The following is a 19273-nucleotide window of genomic DNA, read 5'->3' as shown; positions in this document are numbered from 1 at the left end:
GAGATCCCGCCGCCCGCAGCGGGCGGAGTTACTCGCCCTTAGCCTTCTGAACGATCTCCTCGGCCACGGCCTTCGGCACCTCAGCGTAGGAATCGAAGGTCATCGAGAACACCGCGCGACCGCTGGTCTTGGACCGCAGATCGCCGATGTACCCGAACATCTCGGACAGCGGGACGAGCGCGCGGACGACCTTGACGCCCGACGCGTCCTCCATCGACTGCACCTGCCCGCGACGCGAGTTCAGATCGCCGATGACGTCGCCCATGTACTCCTCGGGCGTGCGGACCTCGACGGCCATCATCGGCTCGAGCAGCACGGGCTGCGCGAGGCGGGCGGCCTCCTTGAAGGCCATGGAGCCGGCGATCTTGAACGCCATCTCCGAGGAGTCGACGTCGTGGTACTGGCCGTCGAGCAGCTGCGCCTTGACGTTGACGACCGGGAAGCCGGCCAGGATGCCGTACTGCATCGCGTCCTGGATGCCCGCGTCGACCGAGGGGATGTACTCGCGCGGCACGCGGCCGCCGGTCACCTTGTCCTCGAACTCGTAGGTCTTGTCGCCGGCCTCTTCCGCGTCGAGCGGGGCGAGCGAGATCTGCACCTTCGCGAACTGACCGGAGCCGCCGGTCTGCTTCTTGTGGGTGTAGTCGTACTTCGGCACCTCGCGGCGGATGGTCTCGCGGTAGGCGACCTGGGGCTTGCCCACGTTCGCCTCGACCTTGAACTCGCGCTTCATGCGGTCCACGAGGATGTCGAGGTGCAGCTCGCCCATGCCGGCGATGACCGTCTGGCCCGTCTCCGCGTTGAGGCTCACGCGGAAGGTCGGATCCTCCTCGGCGAGCTTCTGGATCGCGACGCCGAGCTTCTCCTGGTCGCCCTTGGTCTTGGGCTCGATGGCCACCTCGATCACGGGCTCGGGGAAGGTCATCGACTCGAGCACCACCTGGTTGCTCGGATCGGAGAGCGTGTCGCCCGTCGTGGTGTCCTTGAGGCCGATCACCGCGTAGATGTTGCCCGCGGTGAGGCTGTCGACCGGCATCTCCTTGTTCGCGTGCATCTGGAAGATCTTGCCGATGCGCTCCTTCTTGCCCTTGGTCGAGTTGATGACCTGGGCACCGGAGTCGAGCTGGCCCGAGTAGACGCGGACGTAGGTGAGCCGGCCGAAGAACGGGTGCACGGCGATCTTGAACGCGAGCGCCGAGAACGGCTCGTCCGCCGACGGCTTGCGCTCGATGACGATCTCCTCGTCGCGCGGATCGTGCGCCTCGATGGAGCCGATGTCGAGCGGGTTGGGGAGGAAGTCGACGACCGCGTCGAGCATCGGCTGGATGCCGCGGTTCTTGAAGGCCGAGCCGCAGTAGACGGGGTAGATCTCGTTGTTCACGACGAGCTTGCGGATGCCGGCCTTGAGCTCGTCGATCGTGAGCTCCTCGCCGCCGAAGAACTTCTCGAGCAGCGCGTCGTCGGTCTCGGCGACCGTCTCGACCAGCTGCGCGCGGTACTCCTCGGCCTTGGCCCGGAGCTCGGCGGGGATCTCCTGCGTCTCGTAGGCCGCGCCCAGGGACACGTCGCCCTTGGCGTCGCCCTCCCAGACGAAGGCCTGCATCGAGAGCAGGTCCACGACGCCGATGAAGTCGGACTCGGAGCCGATGGGGAGCTGCATCACGAGCGGCTTGGCGCCGAGGCGGCTGACGATGGTGTCGACCGTGAAGTAGAAGTCGGCGCCCATCTTGTCCATCTTGTTGACGAAGCAGATGCGCGGGACGCCGTACTTGTCGGCCTGGCGCCAGACGGTCTCGGACTGGGGCTCGACGCCCTCCTTGCCGTCGAAGACGGCGACGGCGCCGTCGAGCACGCGGAGCGAGCGCTCCACCTCGACGGTGAAGTCGACGTGACCCGGCGTGTCGATGATGTTGATCTGGTTCTGGTTCCAGAAGCAGGTCACCGCGGCGCTGGTGATCGTGATGCCGCGTTCCTTCTCCTGCTCCATCCAGTCGGTGGTCGAAGCGCCGTCGTGGGTCTCGCCCAGCTTGTGGTTGACACCCGTGTAGAACAGGATGCGCTCGGTCGTGGTGGTCTTGCCGGCATCGATGTGGGCCATGATGCCGATGTTGCGGACCTTGCTCAGGTCGGTGAGCACGTCTTGTGCCACGGGTGACTCCTCCGTATAAGGGGGGTGGGAAGTTTCAGTGCGCGGGCGCGCTGCGCCGCCCGCTGATGGCGGGCGGGATCGCCACGACGGCGACCCCGCCCGACCGCTGCGGGACTACCAGCGGTAGTGAGCGAACGCGCGGTTCGACTCGGCCATCTTGTGCGTGTCCTCGCGGCGCTTCACGGCGGCACCGAGGCCGTTGGAGGCGTCGAGGATCTCGTTGGTGAGGCGATCGGTCATCGTGTTCTCACGACGGGCCTTCGCGTAGCTGGTCAGCCAGCGGAGCGCGAGCGTGTTCGCGCGGTGCGGCTTGACCTCGACGGGCACCTGGTAGGTGCTGCCGCCGACGCGACGCGAACGGACCTCGAGGGTGGGGCGCACGTTGTCGAGCGCCTTCTTGAGGACCGTGACCGCATCCTGACCGGACTTCTCGGCAACGTTCTCGAGCGCGCCGTAAACGATGCGCTCGGCGAGACCCTTCTTGCCGTCGAGCAGGATCTTGTTGACGAGCTGGCTCACCACGGGCGAGCCGTACACGGGATCGGCGACGACGGGGCGCTTGGGAGCAGGACCTTTACGGGGCATTACTTCACCTTCTTCGCACCGTAGCGGCTACGAGCCTGCTGACGGTCCTTGACCGCCTGCGTGTCGAGCGCGCCGCGCACGATCTTGTAACGGACACCGGGGAGGTCCTTGACACGACCACCGCGCACGAGCACCAGCGAGTGCTCCTGCAGGTTGTGGCCCTCGCCCGGAATGTAGGCGGTGACCTCGGTGCCGTTGCGGAGCTTCACACGAGCGACCTTGCGCATCGCCGAGTTCGGCTTCTTGGGCGTGGTGGTGTAGACGCGGGTGCACACCCCGGCCTGCTGCGGGTTCGCCTTCAGAGCGGGAGCCTTGGTCTTCGAGACCTTCGGCGTCCGGCCCTTGCGAACCAACTGCTGAATGGTAGGCAATGGTTCTCCTAGTTCGTCCTGCACGGTGACAGGAATGCTGCAATGGTTGAGCATGTGCGGCCGCTTGCGCGGCCGCTGACCTGCTGCTCCGACCGGGGCCGGAGCGGAGTGCAGGTATGCCGTGGGGGTGTCGCCCCTGATGGAGCGCGCGACCCTGTGGCGCCTTCCCCGGCCCCCACGTGCGGGCACGACGGAACCGTTGGAACACACCAACAGTCAACTATAAGCGCCGGAGGGCGCTTTTGGCAATGCCGGATCGGGTCCGGCCCGTACGCGGTCGACGGCCCGGGCGGCCGCGGATCACTGCGGCGGCTCGAGATTCCGGCTCAGCTCGTCGAGCATGGCCCGGACCTGCGGTTCGACGAAGCGCGAGATCGCGGTCTGGATGCGCGGTCGGTGCGCGGCGAGGGCGAAGCAGAGCTCGCGCCCGGCCTCCTCCGCGCAGCGATCCGCGAGCTCGATCTCCCGGCGCAGTCGCTGCTTCTCCTCGGCGCTCAGGGGCGGACGCGGCAGCGGCGGCTCGGGCCGCGTCTCCTCCGCGAGCCCGGCGAGGGTGAAGAGGAACGGCTGGTCGCCCTCCGCCGGCTCCGGATCCGGATCGAGTCCCTCGTACTCCGGCGCGAGGCCCGCCGCGGGATCGTAGCCCCGGGTCCGCCAGAGCTCCTCCCCGCTGAGCTCGGCGTGCAGGGTCGGCAGTTCGTCCGCGGTGAACTCGTCCACCCGGCGGTCGATGATGCGCTGCATCCGCGAGACGAGGGCGTGGGTGACCTGGTGCGGGACGTCGTTCGCGATCCCCGCGGCCGTGAGGACCGGCGATCCGGTGCATCGCCGGCAGAGCCGGGCGCGCCCGCGATGCGTGCCGGGCGCCCAGCCGGGCACCCAGCGCAGCCAGGCGTCGACGGCGACGTTCACGCGCTCCTCGATCGTCGCGGCCACGCTCAGGCGTCCCCGTCCTCGTCGCGCTCCCACGGCCAGCGCGGCGGCGGGCGGTCCGTGTAGACGCGGCGCCCGAGCACTGCCCAGAACAGCAGCGCGGCGACCGCCCAGATCGGTACGAGCGCCGCGGCGAAGGGGCTCAGCCAGGTCTCCTCGACCCGCATGCCGGCGCCGAGACCGGCCAGGGACCAGATCGCGTAGGCGCCGAGCGAGGCCGCGACGACGAGGCCCCATGCGGGCGCCCTGCGGCCCCGCAGCAGCGCGATCGCCTGGCGCCAGAGCGCCCAGGCCAGCGCGCCGAGGGCGAGCGCGAGGATCAGCGGCGCCGCCCAGATGGGCGTCTCGCTCGCGACCGGCTCGCGCGCGAGGCCGAGCGCCAGCAGCCCCCAGACCGCGACCACGAGCGCCGCGGCGACGATGAGCGCGGCCACGATCAGGCCCCCGACGTAGCCGCGGGTGACCCCGCGACGAGGGCCCGAGGTCATGGCCGCTTCGCCTGCACCTCGGCGAGGGCCGCCTCGTACTCGGCGAGCGCCTCCGCGTTCCGCAGCTTCATCCGCCGCCCGCGCGCCCCGATCCAGGCGCCGAACCAGACCGTCGCCTCGCGTGCGACGAGCGCGGCCGCGAGCGTCGGCACGGTGAGGCCGAAGCGGTTCAGGATCTCGGGGAGGTTGTCGAAGCCGCCCAGCGCGCCGCCGATCATCTCCTGCGGGGTCTCGTCCGGCGTGCCGAAGTAGGCGAGCGACGCCGTCGCGGCGGCCCACACGAGCGCGGCCACCGCGAAGCCGCCGAGCACGTACGCCCACCACCCCGCGCGACCGACGACGAGCACGAGGAGCACGAGGCCGACGAAGAAGGCGACGGCGGCGGCGATGACCGGAAGCGAGGTCAGCCACGGCACGAGGCCGTCCGTCACGAAGGCGGAGGGCGGGTAGTGCGGAGCGAGCCAGAGCGCGAGCACCCCGGCGTAGACGATCGCGAAGCCGACGGTCGCGAGCAGTGCGATGAGCACGCCGGCGCCCCGGTTGCCCCGGAGATCGGGCGGCACCGGGGTCTGCGTGTAGAGCGCGGCCATCGGGTGGTCTGCGCTGATGCGGATCTCGCCGTCGCGCACGGGGGGCTCCGCGGCCGAGGGCAGGTCGTCGAGCGGGGTCAGCGGCTCCCGGGGCGCCGTGAGATCCGGCTTCTCCAGATCGAGCTGCGTGTCGACCTCGGAGATGGCCTGGCGCCTGGCCGTCTCCGCGGCCTCGGGGTCGGCCGCGACCGCCGTCTCCGCGTCGGCGGCCTCGGGGGCGGCCGTGGGCTCGTCCGCCGGCGCGCCGGCCGCCGCGGCGGCGGGCGCCGGCTCGCCGGCCGCCTCCTCCTCCGGCTGCTGCGTCGCGCGCTCGACGGCGCGGAGCACCTCCGTGCGGCTGGCCTCCGACTCCTCGACGGGAGCGCCCGGGTTCGACGGCTCCGCGGCCTCCGCGGCTCGGGGTGCGGGGGTCTCGCGGTCCTCGCTCATCGCTTCACCTCTCGTTGCAGTGCCGGCGCGCCAGGGTCGCCCGGCGCATGCATTCTGCCGCCACAGTACAAGCACACCTCCGCGTCGGCCGCACAGCGCGCCGTGTTGCCGCGATCCCGAGCGGGACTCCGCCGGGAAACGGGAACGGGCGCCCGCACCGGAGTGCGGACGCCCGTTCCCCGGGGCACCGGATCAGCTGTAGTTGCCCGGGTTGAACTCGTCGGCCGTGAAGCTGTCGAAGTCCACGAAGGAGAGGTCGTTCTCGTCGAAGGTGCCCTCGGTCGCGAACAGGCGGTTCGGGTACCGCTCCGCCTTCGCCTCCTCGGTCGCCGCCACGTCGACGTCGCGGTAGCCCGACAGGCCGGTGCCCGCAGGGATGAGCTTGCCGATGATGACGTTCTCCTTGAGACCGATGAGCGGATCCCGCGATCCCTCCATCGCCGCCTGGGTGAGCACGCGCGTGGTCTCCTGGAAGGAGGCCGCCGACAGCCACGACTCGGTCGCGAGCGAGGCCTTGGTGATGCCCATGACCTCGGGGCGCGCCGTCGCGGCGCGCTTGGTCTCGAGCAGCGCCTCGCGGTTGATTCGCTGGTAGCGCGAGCGGTCCACGAGCTCGCCCGGGAGCAGCTCGGTCTCGCCGTGGTCGACGACCGTCACCTTGCGCAGCATCTGGCGCACGATGACCTCGATGTGCTTGTCGTGGATCGGCACGCCCTGCGAGCGGTAGACGCCCTGCACGCCCTCGACGAGGTACTTCTGCACCGCGCGCTCGCCGGGGATGTGCTTGCCGTTCTCCGTGGAGCCGACCTGCAGGATGTCCTTCGGGTCGAGCGTGCCCTGGAGGAAGGGCTGGCCGAGCTCGACGTGGTCGCCGTCCTCGACGAGGAGGGTCGCGCGCTTGAGCACGGGGTAGGCCTTCTCCTCGGTGCCGTCGTCCGGCGTGAGGAGGATGCGGCGGCTCTTCTCGGTGTCCTCGATCGTGACGCGGCCGGCGGCCTCGGCGATCGGGGAGGCGCCCTTCGGGGTGCGCGCCTCGAAGAGCTCCTGCACGCGGGGCAGACCCTGCGTGATGTCGTCGGCCGACGCGGAACCGCCCGTGTGGAAGGTGCGCATCGTGAGCTGGGTGCCCGGCTCGCCGATCGACTGGGCCGCGATGATGCCGACGGCCTCGCCGATGTCGACGCGCTGACCGGTCGCGAGCGAACGGCCGTAGCAGGTCGCGCAGACGCCGACCGCGGACTCGCAGGTGAGCACGGAGCGGACCTTGATCTCGGTCACGCCGCCCGCCACGAGCTTGTCGATGAGCACGTCGCCCACGTCCTCGCCCGCCGCCGCGACGACGGTGCCCTCGCCGTTGACCGCGTCGGCCGCGAGCGTCCGGGCGTACACCGAGTTCTCGACGTTCTCGTCGCGCACCAGCACGCCGTTCGCGTCCGCCTCTGCGATCGGGAGGTCGAGGCCGCGGCGGGTCCCGCAGTCCTCCTCGCGGATGATGACGTCCTGGGAGACGTCGACGAGTCGACGGGTCAGGTAGCCGGAGTCCGCGGTGCGGAGCGCCGTGTCCGCGAGGCCCTTGCGGGCGCCGTGGGTCGCGATGAAGTACTCCGCCACCGACAGGCCCTCGCGGTACGAGTTGATGATCGGGCGCGGGATGATCTCGCCCTTCGGGTTCGACACCAGGCCGCGCATGCCGGCGATGTTGCGGATCTGCAGCCAGTTGCCTCGGGCGCCCGAGGACACCATCCGGAAGATGGTGTTGTCCTCGGGGAACGACTCGCGCATGGCGGCGGCGACCTCGTCGGTGGCCTCGGTCCAGATCTCCGTCAGCGCCTTGTGGCGGTCGCTGTCGAGGATCAGGCCGCGGTCGAAGTCGCGCTGGACCTTCGCGGCGCGCTGCTCGTGCTCCGCGATGATGTCGTACTTGTTCGCCGGCGTCACGATGTCCGAGAGCGCCACGGTGATGCCCGACTGCGAGGCCCACTTGAAGCCCGCGTCCTTGATCCGGTCGAGGGTCGCGGCGACCTCGGTCTTCGGGTACCGCTCGGCGAGGTCGTTGACGAGGCCCGAGAGCGCGCCCTTGTCGGCAACCCGCTCGAAGTACGGGTAGTCCACCGGCAGCGCCTCGTTGAAGATGGCGCGGCCGAGGGAGGTCTCCACGAGCTTCGGCTTGTCGTAGGTCACGCCGTTCGCATCGGTGTAGCCGACGAGGCGGATCTTGACCTGGGACGCGATGTCGAGGGTGCCCTCGTCCTTCGCGAGGATCGCCTCGGCGATCGAGCCGAAGGCGCGGCCGGTGCCGACCGTGTCCTGCTTGACAGTGGTGAGGTAGTGCAGGCCGACGATCATGTCCTGCGAGGGCAGGGTCACCGGGCGGCCGTCGGAGGGCTTCAGGATGTTGTTCGACGCGAGCATGAGCACGCGCGCCTCCGCCTGCGCCTCGACCGAGAGCGGCAGGTGGACGGCCATCTGGTCGCCGTCGAAGTCCGCGTTGAACGCGGCGCACACGAGCGGGTGCAGCTGGATCGCCTTGCCCTCGACGAGCTGGGGCTCGAAGGCCTGGATGCCGAGGCGGTGCAGGGTCGGCGCGCGGTTGAGCAGCACCGGGCGCTCGCGGATGATCTCCTCGAGCACGTCCCACACCTCGGAGCGCGCGCGCTCCACCATGCGCTTGGCGGCCTTCACGTTCTGCGCGTGCGACAGGTCCATGAGGCGCTTGATGACGAACGGCTTGAACAGCTCGAGCGCCATCTGCTTGGGCAGGCCGCACTGGTGCAGCTTCAGCTGCGGGCCGACGACGATGACCGAACGGCCGGAGTAGTCGACGCGCTTGCCGAGCAGGTTCTGGCGGAAGCGGCCCTGCTTGCCCTTGAGCATGTCGCTCAGGGACTTCAGGGCGCGGTTGCCCGTGCCCGTCACCGGGCGGCCGCGGCGGCCGTTGTCGAACAGCGCGTCGACGGCCTCCTGGAGCATGCGCTTCTCGTTGTTCACGATGATCTCGGGGGCGCCGAGATCGAGCAGGCGCCGCAGGCGGTTGTTGCGGTTGATCACGCGACGGTAGAGGTCGTTGAGGTCCGAGGTCGCGAAGCGGCCGCCGTCCAGCTGGACCATCGGGCGCAGCTCCGGAGGGATCACCGGCACCACGTCGAGCACCATCGCGGCCGGGCTCGCGCCCGTCTGCAGGAAGGAGTTCACGACCTTCAGGCGCTTGATGGCGCGGATCTTCTTCTGGCCCTTGCCCTCGGCGATCTGCAGGTGCAGCGTGTCGCTCTCGGCGGCGAGGTCGAAGGACTCGAGGCGCTTCTTGATCGCCTCGGCGCCCATGTACGCCTCGAAGTAGTCGCCGTAGCGGTCCATGAGGTCCGCGAAGACCGCGTCCTCGGGCTTGAGGTCGCCGACCTTCAGGTTGCGGAAGTCCTCCCACACCCGCTGCAGGCGCGCGATGTCGTCGTCGAAGCCCTTGCGGATCGCGGCCATCTCCTTCTCGGCGGAGGCCTCGGCGCGACGGCGCTGATCCGCCTTCGCCCCCTCGGCCTCGAGCGCCGCGAGGTCGGACTCGGCCTGCTGCTGGCGCTGCGCGATCGAGATGTCGCGCTGATCCTCGAGCGCCTTCAGCTCGAGCCGCAGCTCGGCCTCCAGCTCCGCGAGATCCTCGTGACGCCCCTCCTCATCGATGTCGATGATCATGTACGCGGCGAAGTAGATGACCTTCTCGAGGTCCTTCGGCGCCATGTCGAGCAGGTAGCCCAGGCGCGACGGGACGCCCTTGAAGTACCAGATGTGCGTGACGGGCGCGGCGAGCTCGATGTGGCCCATCCGCTCGCGTCGCACGCTGGACTTCGTCACCTCGACGCCGCAGCGCTCGCAGACGATGCCCTTGTAGCGGACCCGCTTGTACTTGCCGCAGGCGCACTCCCAGTCGCGGCTGGGACCGAAGATCTGCTCGCCGAAGAGGCCGTCCTTCTCCGGCTTCAGCGTGCGGTAGTTGATGGTCTCCGGCTTCTTGACCTCGCCGAACGACCAGCTGCGGATGTCCTCGGCGGTGGCCAGACGGATCTGCAGCTCGTTGAAACTCGTACCCTCGAGCAAAATGTTCTCCTTGGGAATCTGGAAAGTTGTCGTCTGACCGGCTCAGATCTCGTCGACGGACGAGGTCTCGAAGCGGGTGGACAGGTTGATGCCGAGCTCCTCCGCCGTGCGGTGCGCCTCGTCGTCGTTGTCGCGCAGGTTGACGGCGTTGCCGTCGGCCCCGAGGACCTCGACGTTCAGGCAGAGCGACTGCATCTCCTTCATGAGCACGCGGAAGGACTCCGGCACGCCCGGCTCGGGGATGTTCTCGCCGCGGACGATCGCCTCGTAGACCTTCACGCGGCCGAGGATGTCGTCGGACTTGACCGTGAGCAGCTCCTGCAGCGCGTACGCGGCGCCGTAGGCCTCGAGCGCCCACACCTCCATCTCACCGAAGCGCTGGCCGCCGAACTGGGCCTTCCCGCCGAGCGGCTGCTGGGTGATCATCGAGTAGGGGCCCGTCGAGCGCGCGTGGATCTTGTCGTCGACGAGGTGGTGCAGCTTGAGGATGTACATGTAGCCGACGGAGATCGGGTACGGGTACGGCTCGCCCGAACGGCCGTCGAACAGGCGGGTCTTGCCGCTCGAGCCGATGAGCCGGTCGCCGTCGCGCGTGGGCAGCGTGGAGTCGAGGAGACCGGCGATCTCCTCCTCGGAGGCGCCGTCGAACACCGGGGTCGCGACCTTCGTGTTCGGCGCGGCCTCGAGCGCGGCCTCGGAGAGCTTCTTGGCCCACTCCGGCGAGCCGTCGACCTTCCAGCCCTGCTTCGCGATCCACCCCAGGTGGATCTCGAGCACCTGGCCGAAGTTCATGCGGCCGGGGATGCCGAGCGGGTTCAGGATCACGTCGACGGGGGTGCCGTCGGCGAGGAACGGCATGTCCTCGACCGGCAGGATCTTCGAGATGACGCCCTTGTTGCCGTGGCGGCCGGCGAGCTTGTCGCCCTCGGTGATCTTGCGCTTCTGGGCGATGTAGACCACGACGCGCTGGTTGACGCCCGAGCCGAGCTCGTCGTCGTTGTCGTTCTCCGCGTCGAAGACCTTGACCGCGGTGACCGTGCCGGAGACGCCGTGCGGCACCTTCAGCGAGGTGTCGCGGACCTCGCGGCTCTTCTCGTTGAAGATCGCACGCAGCAGGCGCTCCTCGGCGGAGAGCTCGGTCTCGCCCTTCGGCGTGACCTTGCCGACGAGGATGTCGCCCGGGGCCACCTCGGCGCCGATGCGGATGATGCCGCGCTCGTCCAGATCCTTCAGCGCCTCCATGCTGGCGTTGGGGAGGTCGCGGGTGATCTCCTCCTTGCCGAGCTTGGTGTCGCGGGCGTCGACGTCGTACTCCTCGATGTGGATCGAGGAGAGGGTGTCGTCCTTCACCAGGTTCTGGCTGAGGATGATCGCGTCCTCGAAGTTGTGCCCCTCCCAGGACATGAACGCGACGAGGAGGTTCTTGCCGAGCGCGAGCTCGCCGTTCTCCGTCGCGGGACCGTCGGCGATGACCTCGCCCTGCTCGATGCGCTCCCCCGCCTTCACAATGACGCGGTGGTTGTAGTTCGTGCCCTGGTTCGAGCGGTCGAACTTGCGCATGAAGTAGCTCTTCGTGCCGCCCTCGTCCTCCTGGATGGTGACGAAGTCGGCCGAGACCTCGGCGACGACGCCGGCGCGCTGCGCGGTGACGACGTCACCGGCGTCGATCGCGGCGTAGCCCTCCATGCCGGTGCCGACGACGGGCGACTCGCTGCGCACGAGCGGCACGGCCTGGCGCTGCATGTTCGCGCCCATGAGCGCGCGGTTCGCGTCGTCGTGCTCGAGGAACGGGATGAGCGAGGTCGCAACCGAGACCATCTGGCGCGGCGAGACGTCCATGTAGCTGACGCGCGCCGCGTCGACCATGATCACCTCGGAGCCGCGGGGGCGCGCGAGCACCTGGGCCTCGGCGAAGGTGCCCTCCGGGGTGAGCGGAGCGCCGGCCTGGGCGATGAGGTACTCGTCCTCCTCGTGGGCGGTGAGGTAGTCGACCTGGTCGGTCACCTTGCCGTCGACGACGCGGCGGTAGGGGGTCTCGATGAAGCCGAAGGCGTTGATGCGCGCGAACGTCGCGAGGGCGCCGATCAGGCCGATGTTCGGGCCCTCAGGGGTCTCGATCGGGCACATGCGGCCGTAGTGCGAGGGGTGCACGTCGCGGACCTCGACGCCCGCGCGGTCGCGCGAGAGGCCGCCGGGACCGAGCGCCGAGAGGCGGCGCTTGTTGGTCAGCCCCGCGAGCGGGTTGTTCTGATCCATGAACTGCGACAGCTGCGAGGTGCCGAAGAACTCCTTGATCGCCGCGAGCACGGGGCGCGTGTTGATCAGGGTGTTCGGTGTGATCGCCTCGATGTCCTGCGTCGTCATGCGCTCGCGGACGACGCGCTCCATGCGGCTGAGGCCGGTGCGGACCTGGTTCTGGATCAGCTCGCCCACGGCGCGGATGCGGCGGTTGCCGAAGTGGTCGATGTCGTCGGTGTCGAGACGGACGTCGATCTCCTTGCCGTCGCGGATGCCCGGCAGGGTCTCCGTGCCGGCGTGCAGCCCCACGAGGTACTTGATCGTCGCGACGATGTCCTCGAGGGAGAGCACCGAATCGGTGATCGGCGCGTCGACGCCGAGCTTGCGGTTGATCTTGTAGCGGCCGACCTTGGCGAGGTCGTAGCGCTTCGGGTTGAAGTAGCTGTTGTCGAGGAGCGCGCGGGCCGCCTCGATCGCGACCTGCTCGCCCGGACGCTGCTTGCGGTAGATGTCCTTGAGCGCCTCCTCCTGGGTGAGGATGCCGTCCTTCTCGAGGGTGAGCGCGATCGACTCGTAGCCGGCGAACTCCTCGAGGATCTCCTCGCTCGTCATGCCGAGCGCCTTGAGGAAGACCGTGACGGACTGCTTGCGCTTGCGGTCGATGCGCACGCCCACCTGGTCGCGCTTGTCGACCTCGAACTCGAGCCACGCGCCGCGGCTCGGGATCACGCGGGCGGTGAAGACGTCCTTGTCGGAGGTCTTCTCCTGGGTGCGCTCGAAGTAGACGCCGGGGCTGCGCACGAGCTGGGAGACGATGACGCGCTCGGTGCCGTTGATGATGAACGTGCCCTTGTCCGTCATGATGGGGAAATCGCCCATGTAGACGGTCTGGCTCTTCAGCACCTGCGTCTCGGTGTTGTAGAAGGCCGCCTCGACGTACAGCGGCGCGGCGTAGGTCTTGCCGCGCTCCTTGCACTCCTCGATGGTGAACTTCTGCTCGTCGAGGATCGGGTTCTCGAAGGACAGCTGCATGGTGCCAGCGTTGTCCTCGATCGGGGAGATCTCGTCGAAGATCTCCTCGAGCCCGCTCTTCAGCGCGATGTCGTCGCGCCCCTCCTCCTGAGCCTGGACGACGCGTTCCTTCCACGCGTCGTTTCCGACGAGCCAGTCGAAGCTCTCCAGCTGCAGTGCCAGCAGATTCGGCACCGACAGCGTGTCGGAAATCTTGGCGAAGGAGAGACGCGAGTGGTCGCGGCCGTTCTTCGGGTTATGGGTTGACGATGCGTTGCGCGCAGCAGCCAAGGAAACTACCTCCGTGGGCCCCGTCGGGCCGGTTGACCTGGTCTTGCGAGAATTGCATCGGATCACGCGGGCGAGGCTCATCTGCGCTTGCGCGCCAGCTCCCGGGGCCTACCGCTATATGAAGGCATACTGGTGTCCGTAGTGCAACTATCAACTGTAACACCATCGTTATCGTCTGTCCAGCGCATCCTGGATGACCGCTGCGCGCGCAACGGCGTGCCGCTCAGGCGGCTTCGCTAGCGTATCGGGATGGGGAGATCCGCCGCACCGCTCCGCGACCGCTCCGACCGCTCCGGGCCGTCGGGCATCGCCGTCGGCGCCGCCGTGCTCGGCCTCGTCGCGGTGGCGGCGTTCGGCGCCGTCCTCCGCCTGACGCACCCGGGACCGCTTCCCGTCGACGAGTGGTGGCACGGCGTCGCCTCGGTCTCCCCCGGCTCACCGGCCTCCGCGATCGCCGTCTTCCTCGCGCAGCTCGGCGGCGGCGCCGGAGCCGCGGCGTGTGCGGGCATCGCGGCCGCGCTCTGCTGCGCGCTGCGCCGCCCACGGGACGCCGCGGCGATCGCGACCGCGGCGCTGCTCGGCGTGCTCCTCTCGGAACTCGGGAAGTCGCTCGTGCTCCGGCCCCGCCCCTGGGACCAGCTCTACGAGAGCCACGGCACCTCCTACCCCTCGGGCCACTCGATGGGAGCGGCGGCGCTCGCGGTGTCCGCCGCGCTCGTGGCTCTGGGTTCGGAGCGGCTGGGACGCCGAGCGGAGCGCGCCGTCGCGCTCGCGGCGCTCGGATGGATGCTGCTCATGATGTGGAGCCGGACGGCGCTCCACGTGCACTGGCTGAGCGACACGGTCGCCGGCGCGATCCTCGGCGCGAGCGCCGCGGTGCTCGCGCGCCGTCTCTGGTTCGGCGGCGGTCGGGCGGCCGCGCCGCGCGGCCGCACCGCGCGAGCGGCTCCGCGGTGATGCCGGCGATGCCTGCGATGGCCGCGATGCCCGCGATGCCCGCGATTCCGGTGTCGTCGGCGGCGCGTAGGCTGGAGGCATGAACGAGCAGTCGCCCGCGGCACCCGGCCCCGTCGCCCCCGAGACCCTCATCTTCGGCGCGGACTGGTGCGGCGACTGCCGCCGAGCGAAGCTCGTCTTCGACCGCTCGGGCGCCCCGTACCGCTACATCGACCTCGTGCGCGAACCCGAGGCCGCGGAGGTCGCCCGGGACATCAGCGGCCGCACCAACATCCCCGTGATCGTCTACCCCGACCGCAGCCATCAGGTCGAACCGTCCAACGCGGACATGCTGCGCAAGATCGCCGAGCTCGGCCTCGGCCGCGACGGATCGTGACGATGCGACTCCCCGATCCCGTGACGCTCTCCTCGGGGCTCACGGCCGAGATCGAAGAGGACCGCTGGGTGCCCGGCGCGATCCAGCTGCTCGTCGACGGCACCCCGCAGTCCCACGTGAATCTGCGCGACCCCGGCGAACTGTTCTTCGAGTACATCCGTCGCATCGGCCACGTCATCGATCTGTTCCGCGAGCCCGGGCGCCCAATCTCGGCGCTGCACCTCGGCGGCGGCGCGTTCACGCTGCCCCGCTACATCGAGGCCACGCGTCCGGGCAGTCGCCAGCAGGTCGTGGAGCTCGAGGGGGCCCTTGTCGACCTCGTCCGCGCGGCCGCGCCGCTGCCGGCACGGGCGAGCATTCGCGTGCGCCGGGGCGACGCGCGCGCCGTGCTCGGCCGGCTCCCCGAGGGCATGCGGGGCGCGATGGACCTCGTCGTCGTGGACGTCTTCGCCGGCGCCCGCACCCCCGCGCACGTGTCGAGCATCGAGTTCTACACGGAGGTGCTGCCGTTCCTCGCCCCCGACGGCGTCGTCGTCGTGAACGCCGCAGACGGCCCCGGCCTGCCCTTCGTGCGCGGCCAGGCCGCCACGCTCGCCGCGTGCTTCGACGCCGTCGCCGCGATCGCCGAGCCGCAGGTGCTCAAGGGCCGCCGCTTCGGCAACGTGGTCTTCGTCGCGTCGGGGGCCCGCTCCGACGCGCACGGTGGGCAGGGCCACGCGGACCGCAGCGCGGACCGACGCGCCGCGCTCGAGGGCCTCGACTGGCTGCCGCGGCTCCTCGCCGGCGGACCGCACCCCGCGCGCATGCTCGCGGGCCGGGAGCTCGCGGAATTCATCCGCGGCGCGGCGCCGGTCACCGACGCGAACGCGGTGGACTCTCCGGCGCCCGCGCAGGAGCTCTTCGAACGTGGCTGAACTGGCGCGGGTGCGCGTCTGGGCGGAGGCGCTGCTCCGGATGCACCTCGATCCCGGGCCGGGGAGCGCACGCTGGTCCTTCGGATTCGACCACGCGAAGCGACGCGCGGGGCTGTGCAACTACACCGAGCGGCGCATCACCGTCTCCCGGTACCTCGCGGCGAAGTTCTCGGACGACGAGATCCACCAGGTGCTCCTGCACGAGGTGGCCCACGCGCTCGCCGGGCCCGAGGCGGGCCACGGCCCGGTCTGGCAGCGCACGGCGGCCGAGATCGGATACGTCGGCGGCCGGACGCACGACGGCGAGATCGCGCACGAGCGCGCGCCATGGGTGGGGCGCTGCCCCGCCGGCCACGAGCACTTCCGCTTCCGGCGGCCGAGCCGCGAGTCCTCGTGCGCGAAGTGCTCCCGAGGCTTCTCCCGCGCACACCTCATCGCCTGGCGGCGCCGCGACTGAGCCGTGCGGTCGGCTCGAGCCGCTCGCGGACCGGCGACGATCCTCGGGCGAGTCGGCAGGGGACGCTCCAGGTGCCCCGGTTCCTGAGATCCAGCGCGGGTACGCACCCGATCCGGATCGCTTCGGCACCGTCCGGCGTACATCCGCCCGATCGGGATCGCTTCGGCATCGTCCGGTGTGCATCCGCCCGATCCGGGTCGCTTCGGCACGGTGCCGATCGCGCGCACCCTGCTGGATCGACCCGGATCGTTCGTCCCGGCGGAGAGGCGGGCGGGGCTTCGGTGAGCGATGCGGCTTCCGTGGGAGCGATTCGGCCAATCCGGGCTCACCGAGACCGCATCGCTCACCGAAGCCGCATCAGGTCAGCCGCATCGCTCACCGAAGCAGGCGCCGCCGAGGCCGGGTCAGCAGCCGACGGCGGAGAGCGCCTGGCGCAGCAGCGTGCCGCGGCCGCCGGGCAGCTCGTCGAGCGTTTCGGGCGAGAGCGCCTCCTCCGGCGCCATCCACGTCACCTCGAGCGCGTCCTGGCGCGGGTCGCAGGCGCCCGTGACCGGCACCACGTAGACGAGCGACACTGCGTGCTGCCGGTCGTCGACGTACGGCGTAATGCCGGGCATCGGGAAGTACTCGGCGACCTGCACCGGGCACATCGTCGTCGGCATCTGGGGGAAGGCCATCGGCCCGAGGTCGTTCTCGAGGTGCCGGAAGAGCGCCTCGCGCAGCGTCTCCCCGTAGCGCACGCGACCCGAGACGAGCGCGCGGGTCATCACGCCGTCCGGGGTGCCGCGCAGCAGCAGGCCGACCTCGACGACCTGACCGAGCCCGTCGAGGCGCACCGGCACGGCCTCGACGTACACGACGGGGAGCCGGCCACGCACGAACTGCAGCTCGTCCTCGCTCAGCCAGCCGGGATTGCCCGCGGGCGCGGGCCGGTCGGCGGGTGCGGGGCGGTCCTCGGCATCGTCGGGATCGGGGAGCTCAGCCGTGTCGATGTTCATGCAAGCCCCTCCTCGCGGACCCGTGGCGGGAGGCGACCGCCCCCTCACGTGCCATTCTGCCCCACCCTCCCCCGTCGCGGCTGCACGCCCCGCCCTGCACGCCCCGCCCTGCACGCCCCGCCCTGCACGCCCCGCCCTGCGCGGGCTCGGGCGCAGCGCGTAGGGTGGGGGCATGGCCCCGCAGACCGTCCCCGCAGACCTCCCGCGCAGCCGACGCGTCGCGCTCGTGCAGCTCGCGAGCCCCGCCGAGGAGACCCGGGAGGAGCGGATCGCGCGCGTGGGGACGCTGCTGCGCCGATATGCGGGGATCGATCTCTTCGTGCTCCCCGAGCTCTGGAGCGCCGGCTACTTCGCCTTCGACCGCTATGCGGAGCTCGCCGAGACCCTCGAGGGCCCGACCGTCGAGATGGGCCGCCGCGTCGCCCGCGATCTCGGCAGCGCCGTGCATCTCGGGAGCTTCGTGGAACGGGGCGAGAACGGCGCGCTCCACAACACGGCCGTGCTCATCGACGAGCACGGCGAGATCGCGCACCTCTACCGCAAGATCCACGTCTTCGGCTACCAGTCGCTGGAGGCCGAGCTGCTCGCACCGGGCGCCTCGCTCGGGATCGCCGACGGTCCGCTCGGCCGCATGGCCGGCACCACCTGCTACGACCTCCGCTTCCCGGGGCTGTGGCAGGAGCTCAGCTCCCGCGGGGCGGAGGCGGTGGTGGTGCCCGCCGCGTGGCCCGCGGCGCGGCGCGAGCACTGGTGCCTGCTCACGCAGGCCCGCGCCGTCGAGCACCAGATGTGGGTGCTCGCCTGCAACGCCTGCGGCGAGCAGCGCGGCGTGGACGGATCGAGCGTGCCCCTCGGCGGCTTCAGCCGGATCGTCGATCCCTCGGGCCGGGTCGTGGCCGAGTGCGGCGACGGCGAAGAGGTGCTCGTCGTCGAGCTCGATCCCGGCCGGGTGGCCGAGGTGCGGGCGGAGTTCCCCGTCATCGCGGACCGCTTGAGCCCCGAGGACTACGGCGCGCTCTCGGCGGATCCGCTCAGCGCGCGCTGAGCCGCCCGGCGCCCGAGCCGGCTACTCGGCGAGGATCTCGACGTCGGGGCCGAGGATCGCGGCCGAGGCCTCGATCTGCTGCTCCGGCGTGACGCCGAATCGCGTGCTCGCGAGCCGCTCGCCCGCGCCGGCGAGCGGGCCGAGGGAGAGGTTCCTCCGCGCGAGCAGGTCGCCGGCCGCCTCTTCCTCGGCGCTCCAGTCGTAGTGCATGTAGGTGAGGATCCCCGTGGGACGCTCGATCGCGTAGTCCCCGGCGCCGTCGGGGACGACGTCGAAGCCCGCGATCACGCCGGTGAGCTGATCCAGGCCGAGCTGCGTGTTGAGCATGTTGCCGAGGGAGTACCAGACGAGGGTCCGCCCGCCGTCGGCGCGATCCAGCCACGCGGCGGGCTGCAGCACGTGCGGCCCGGTGCCGAGGATCACGTCGGCCCCGAGATCCGCGACGCGCTGCGCGAAGGCCCGCTGCTGATCGTTCACCTCGTGGGAGTCCTCCGTGCCCCAGTGCGCCGAGACGATGACGACGTCCGCGACCTCGCGCGCCTGCGCCATGAGCTCGGACACGAGCGCGTCGTCCTCCATGAGGTTGAGCGACACGCCGTCGATCGGCGCGTTCGAGTACTCCGCGAAGGAGACGAGCGCGAAGCTCGCCCCGCCCTGCTCGAAGACGGGGACCGTGCGCTGCTCCTCGGCGCTGCGGTTGGCCCCTGCGACCGCGACCGGGCCGAGCCCGTCCCACACGGCGCGGGTGGCGGCGATGCCCTCGACGCCCTGGTCCGCCGTGTGGTTGGTCGCCGTGTTCACGAGGTCGCAGCCGACGACCTCGTGCAGATCGCGGGCGAACTCCGCGGGCGCGTTGAACGTCGGGTACCCGCTGATGCCGAAGTCGACGCCGGCGCTCGGCACCTCCTGGTTGCAGAAGGTCACGTCGGCATCGGCCAGCTGCGGGGCGAGGCCCGCGAAGAACTGCCCGTAGTCGTAGCCGCCGTCTGCGCCGAGGGCGTTCGCGTTGACCGAGTCGTGGGGCAGCATATCCCCCATCGCGATGACGCGGATCGCCTCGTCCTCGGTCTCGGGTGCCGGCTCCGCGCTCGGATCGGGCGACGCCGCGGCCGGCCCCGTCGATTCCGTCGGGTCGGGCGTCGCAGCGGGCCGCGCCTCCCCGTCGTCCCGCCCCGAGCCGCCCCAGACGGCCGCCGCGGCGATCCCTCCCCCGAGGAGGAGCGCCGCCGCCACGCCGAGCGTGATCGCGAGCCGTGCGCGCCGGGGCAGGCCGCGCCGGGCCCGCCGACCGGTTCCGATGCCGTCGTCCATGCGACCAGCCTAGCTCCGCCGCCGACACCCGCACCGCTAGCATG

At 70.6% G+C, this 19273-nt stretch carries 15 protein-coding genes; 5 read left to right on the top strand and 10 right to left on the bottom strand.

The features are described 5' to 3' along the window. Nucleotides 1-28: 28 nt before the first annotated feature. The 8 genes from fusA to rpoB form a co-directional block, all read right to left on the bottom strand. Nucleotides 29-2149, bottom strand: coding sequence for an elongation factor G (gene fusA, locus MUN78_RS03655; RefSeq protein WP_244693236.1), 2121 nt, complete (start codon nt 2147-2149; stop codon nt 29-31). 114 nt (nt 2150-2263) lie between these two features. Then, nucleotides 2264-2734 carry a 30S ribosomal protein S7 gene (gene rpsG / locus MUN78_RS03650; RefSeq protein ID WP_024356767.1) on the bottom strand — a complete coding sequence of 157 codons (471 nt, stop codon included), beginning with the start codon at nt 2732-2734 and terminating at the stop codon, nt 2264-2266. Then, nucleotides 2734-3105 carry a 30S ribosomal protein S12 gene (rpsL, locus tag MUN78_RS03645; RefSeq protein ID WP_017885335.1) on the bottom strand — a complete coding sequence of 124 codons (372 nt, stop codon included), beginning with the start codon at nt 3103-3105 and terminating at the stop codon, nt 2734-2736. The genes rpsG and rpsL overlap by 1 nt, the downstream gene beginning before the upstream one ends. Before the next feature lie 300 nt (nt 3106-3405). Then, the gene (locus MUN78_RS03640; RefSeq protein ID WP_244728878.1) at nt 3406-4041 is read right to left on the bottom strand and encodes a spermidine/putrescine ABC transporter substrate-binding protein; all 636 of its coding nucleotides are present in this window, start codon (nt 4039-4041) and stop codon (nt 3406-3408) included. Nucleotides 4042-4043: 2 nt separating this feature from the next. After that, on the bottom strand, nt 4044-4526 hold the full coding sequence (locus MUN78_RS03635) for a hypothetical protein (protein WP_244693233.1): 483 nt from the start codon (nt 4524-4526) through the stop codon (nt 4044-4046). Continuing rightward, nucleotides 4523-5545, bottom strand: coding sequence for a hypothetical protein (locus MUN78_RS03630; protein ID WP_244728876.1), 1023 nt, complete (start codon nt 5543-5545; stop codon nt 4523-4525). The genes MUN78_RS03635 and MUN78_RS03630 overlap by 4 nt, the downstream gene beginning before the upstream one ends. A gap of 192 nt (nt 5546-5737) precedes the next feature. Next, a complete protein-coding gene (gene rpoC, locus MUN78_RS03625; protein ID WP_244693231.1) occupies nt 5738-9631 on the bottom strand; it encodes a DNA-directed RNA polymerase subunit beta' in 3894 nt (1297 codons plus the stop codon). Nucleotides 9632-9673: 42 nt separating this feature from the next. Then, nucleotides 9674-13171: a DNA-directed RNA polymerase subunit beta gene (rpoB, locus tag MUN78_RS03620; protein WP_244693230.1), complete on the bottom strand. Its 3498-nt coding sequence runs from the start codon at nt 13169-13171 to the stop codon at nt 9674-9676. A gap of 249 nt (nt 13172-13420) precedes the next feature. Between rpoB and MUN78_RS03615 the strand changes: the two genes are divergently transcribed. The 4 genes from MUN78_RS03615 (at nt 13421) to MUN78_RS03600 (ending at nt 15875) form a co-directional block, all read left to right on the top strand. Continuing rightward, nucleotides 13421-14128 (top strand): phosphatase PAP2 family protein, encoded by a 708-nt coding sequence (locus MUN78_RS03615; RefSeq protein WP_244728874.1) that lies wholly within the window; start codon nt 13421-13423, stop codon nt 14126-14128. 79 nt (nt 14129-14207) lie between these two features. Beyond that, complete coding sequence (locus MUN78_RS03610; protein WP_244693226.1) at nt 14208-14504, top strand: glutaredoxin domain-containing protein; 297 nt, start codon at nt 14208-14210, stop codon at nt 14502-14504. Between the two features lie 2 nt (nt 14505-14506). Next, nucleotides 14507-15418: a spermidine synthase gene (locus MUN78_RS03605; protein WP_244728873.1), complete on the top strand. Its 912-nt coding sequence runs from the start codon at nt 14507-14509 to the stop codon at nt 15416-15418. Continuing rightward, nucleotides 15411-15875, top strand: coding sequence for a SprT-like domain-containing protein (locus MUN78_RS03600; RefSeq protein WP_244728871.1), 465 nt, complete (start codon nt 15411-15413; stop codon nt 15873-15875). The genes MUN78_RS03605 and MUN78_RS03600 overlap by 8 nt, the downstream gene beginning before the upstream one ends. A 404-nt stretch (nt 15876-16279) precedes the next feature. On the opposite strand, the gene MUN78_RS03595 is transcribed toward MUN78_RS03600, so the two are convergent. Continuing rightward, the gene (locus MUN78_RS03595) at nt 16280-16873 is read right to left on the bottom strand and encodes an NUDIX hydrolase family protein (protein ID WP_244693221.1); all 594 of its coding nucleotides are present in this window, start codon (nt 16871-16873) and stop codon (nt 16280-16282) included. Nucleotides 16874-17045: 172 nt separating this feature from the next. Here MUN78_RS03595 and MUN78_RS03590 point away from each other — a divergent pair, with 172 nt between their 5' ends. Further along, nucleotides 17046-17918, top strand: a complete 873-nt coding sequence (locus MUN78_RS03590) for a carbon-nitrogen family hydrolase (protein ID WP_244728869.1) — start codon at nt 17046-17048, stop codon at nt 17916-17918. A gap of 21 nt (nt 17919-17939) precedes the next feature. Here the strand turns inward: MUN78_RS03590 and MUN78_RS03585 are convergent, their stop codons facing one another. Further along, the gene (locus tag MUN78_RS03585; protein WP_244728867.1) at nt 17940-19229 is read right to left on the bottom strand and encodes a CapA family protein; all 1290 of its coding nucleotides are present in this window, start codon (nt 19227-19229) and stop codon (nt 17940-17942) included. Nucleotides 19230-19273: the final 44 nt, after the last annotated feature.

Origin of the sequence: Leucobacter allii, from assembly GCF_022919155.1 — a bacterium.
GTDB lineage: Bacteria > Actinomycetota > Actinomycetes > Actinomycetales > Microbacteriaceae > Leucobacter > Leucobacter allii.
This window is presented reverse-complemented; position numbering and strand designations above follow the sequence as displayed.

Coding starts and splice junctions, on each gene's coding strand:
- rpsG (WP_024356767.1), bottom strand. CDS start 2,734: ATGCCCCGTAAAGGTCCTGCTCCCAAGCGCCCCGTCGTCGCCGATCCC.
- MUN78_RS03635 (WP_244693233.1), bottom strand. CDS start 4,526: ATGACCTCGGGCCCTCGTCGCGGGGTCACCCGCGGCTACGTCGGGGGC.
- MUN78_RS03630 (WP_244728876.1), bottom strand. CDS start 5,545: ATGAGCGAGGACCGCGAGACCCCCGCACCCCGAGCCGCGGAGGCCGCG.
- MUN78_RS03615 (WP_244728874.1), top strand. CDS start 13,421: ATGGGGAGATCCGCCGCACCGCTCCGCGACCGCTCCGACCGCTCCGGG.
- MUN78_RS03610 (WP_244693226.1), top strand. CDS start 14,208: ATGAACGAGCAGTCGCCCGCGGCACCCGGCCCCGTCGCCCCCGAGACC.
- MUN78_RS03605 (WP_244728873.1), top strand. CDS start 14,507: ATGCGACTCCCCGATCCCGTGACGCTCTCCTCGGGGCTCACGGCCGAG.
- MUN78_RS03595 (WP_244693221.1), bottom strand. CDS start 16,873: ATGAACATCGACACGGCTGAGCTCCCCGATCCCGACGATGCCGAGGAC.
- MUN78_RS03590 (WP_244728869.1), top strand. CDS start 17,046: ATGGCCCCGCAGACCGTCCCCGCAGACCTCCCGCGCAGCCGACGCGTC.
- MUN78_RS03585 (WP_244728867.1), bottom strand. CDS start 19,229: ATGGACGACGGCATCGGAACCGGTCGGCGGGCCCGGCGCGGCCTGCCC.